Annotated in this window: 3 protein-coding genes; all 3 read left to right on the top strand. The window is 70.4% G+C overall.

Annotated features, from left to right (window positions below):
• Positions 1-248: hypothetical protein (locus D456_RS0123205; RefSeq protein WP_083904687.1), on the top strand; the 248-nt coding region annotated here is incomplete at its 5' end.
• Positions 238-612 (top strand): hypothetical protein, encoded by a 375-nt coding sequence (locus tag D456_RS0123200; RefSeq protein ID WP_017578566.1) that lies wholly within the window; start codon positions 238-240, stop codon positions 610-612. The genes D456_RS0123205 and D456_RS0123200, both read left to right, overlap by 11 nt.
• Before the next feature lie 62 nt (positions 613-674).
• The gene (locus D456_RS0123195; protein WP_152442665.1) at positions 675-2,708 is read left to right on the top strand and encodes a hypothetical protein; all 2,034 of its coding nucleotides are present in this window, start codon (positions 675-677) and stop codon (positions 2,706-2,708) included.
• Positions 2,709-2,756: the final 48 nt, after the last annotated feature.

Raw genomic sequence — 2,756 nt, 5'->3', positions numbered from 1 at the left:
CCCGCCTGCGGGCCGCCGCCGCCTTCGCCGACCACCTCATCTCCCGCGCCGACGACCTGGCCACCGCCTGGCTGGATACGCGCTCGCTGCGCTCCTGCCTGGTCGACGCCGCCGCCTGGCTGGGCCGGACCTGGCGCACCCACCTGCACCACGCGCACGTGCGCCGCTACGGGCCCGGACGGGGCCTGCTCGTCGTGATCACCAACCGCACCACCGACACCGACAAGGAGGGCCCTCGTGAGCGATGAGGCCGCCTACGCCCGCAAGCTCGTGGCCGAGCTGGAAAAGATCGAGCTCAACACCGGCTCGGACATCCGCAAGTACACCGAGCGGGTCCGGCGCCTGTCCCGCGCCCTGGCCATGGAGCTGGAGTACTCCGCACAGGAACTGGAGGCCGGGCTGAGGGACCTGCCCCCCGCCTCCGGACAGAGCCGCATCGGCGTGCGCAAGCGCTCCAAGCAGGTCGCCAAACACCTGAGGAGGGCCGCTGAGGCACAGCGCCTGGTCGGCGTGGAAGGCGTACGCACCTGGGGGTCGGTGACCAAGCACTTCGGGCACCTGATCCGCAAGGGCAACCGCGCCAAGAAACGGGTCGTGGACCTGGACTCCTGACACCAGCACCACCGGTGGGGCCCGGCTCCGGGCCCCACCCCCACCACACGAGGGAGATGATCATGGCCAAGAAGAACGAGCTGGTGTCGCTGCGCCGGGGCGGGGACGAGCGGGAGGAGCGGCGCCCGTCGCGCCCGCAGCTGGTGGACTACCTGCGCCCCTGGGTGGCCGCCCCACTGCTCATCCCCGCCGGGTTCCTGACCCACTGGCTGTGGGGGGAGGCCGGATGGGTCACCGGCCTGGCCTCAGCCGCGATCACCGCAGCCGGCGGCGTGGTCACCTACGCCACCCACCAGCTCACCGCCGCGCGCACCTGGTACGCCCACCACATCGCCACCGCCATGGTCGGCACCGCCACCGGATGGCTGGCCCTGGCCACCGCCTTCGGACCCGGCCGCCCGCTCATGGACGCGCTGCTCCTGGGCGGGGCCGCCCTGGCCGGGGTCGCCAACGTGCACCTGTGGGCCGCCGGACAGGGCACCAAGGAGGAGACAGCGAACAAGCCGACCATCATGCCTTGGGCCAAGGTCAAGGAGATCCTGCACCTGCGCGGGGTGTCCATGCGCCTGACCAAGCAGACCGACGCCGTCACCCAGGGCCGCCTGGAGTTCGAGAACGGCGCCACCGTCGAAACGTTGCAGGCCCGCCGCAAGGAACTGGCCTCGCTGTACAAGGTCGCCCCGGGGGCGGTGCGCATCACCGAGCACCCCGAACGGGCCGACTGGGGCGAGATCACCATCATCACCCGCAACGTCATGAAGGAGCTCATCCCCTGGCCCGGCCTGGACGACAAGCACGTGGGGGCCTCGCTGGCCGATGGCCCCATCGGGCCGCTGGGCCTATACGAGGACGGCACCGAGTTCATCGACGACCTGGAGGACCGCCACACCCTGACCGTGGGCATGAGCGGGTCCGGCAAGTCGGTCTACGGCAAGATCAAGATCCTCAACATCGCCGCCCGCCGCGACGCGGCCGTGCTGGCCCTGGACGTGTCCAAGGGCCGCCAAACCCTCGGTCCCGTCCAGAACGCCCTGGCCTGGACGGCGTTCGAGAAGAAGTCGGCCAAGGCCATGCTCAAGGCCATCGAGCGGGCCGCCACCGCCCGCGCGGACTACCTGGGGTCCAAGGGCCTGCCCAACTGGACCAAAAAGTGCGGGCTCACGTTCCTGCACATCCTCGTGGAGGAGGCCGCCGACCTGGTCGACGCCGACGAGCTGGTCAAGCTCGGGCGCATGTGCCGCTCGGCAGGCATCCACCTGGAGGTCTCCTTGCAGCGGGCGACCTTCACCAACCTGGATACCGACACCCGCTCGAACCTGGGCGACAGCGTGTGCTTCGGCGTACGCACCGCCGACGACGCCTCCTTCGCCCTGCCCGACCACGTCCAAGAGGCCGGCGCCGAACCCGAGCGGTGGCAGAACTACCAGCCCGGTAGCGCCTTCGCCGTGGTGCGCGAGGCGGACGAGGACCGCCACGCCATGCCGATCAAGATGTTCGGCCCGCCCACCGACCGCAAGGAGGACGAAAACAAGGACTTGAGCCCGGCCGCCGAAGCCCTGCCCGACCAGGCCGCCAAGATCGACCCCATCACCCGGAAGGCCTTCGGTGAGCCCTTCGAGGACTGGCTGGCCGCCCGCGAGAACGGCGCCCCGGCCCTGGCCGCTGTGCAGCCGGACGAGGACACCGACGAGGAGGAAGACGAGGTCGAGGAAGAAGACGGCGAGTACGAGGAGGACGAGATGGAACCGATCGTGCTCGACCTGTCCGACGACGACCCCGAGGTGATCGGTGACCTCAACACCGAGGTCGCCCCCGTCGACGGTGAGGACGAACTGGTGCTGTCCCAACCGAGGAAGGGCACCAAGGCCAGCGCCGAAGAGGCCCGCGCTGGCATCGAATCGCTCATCCACGAGTGGGGACCGGGCCACACCTTCCGGATCACCGACCTCAAGACCGAGCTGGCCGAGATGGGCATCAGCCGCGGCAAGACCTGGTTCTACGACCAGGTCCAGCGCCTGGAGGACGGCGGCTCCATCGCTCAGGACGACGAGGGCAACTGGACCGTGCAGGAGACACGCGACCTGGCCTCGGTCTGACCGGCCGGTGGCTCTGCCCTCCCCGCACACGGCGGGGCGGGCGGGGGG

The organism is Nocardiopsis kunsanensis DSM 44524, from assembly GCF_000340965.1.
GTDB lineage: Bacteria > Actinomycetota > Actinomycetes > Streptosporangiales > Streptosporangiaceae > Nocardiopsis > Nocardiopsis kunsanensis.
Note: the sequence above shows the minus strand (reverse complement) of the source record. Positions and strands in the feature narration are given on the sequence as shown.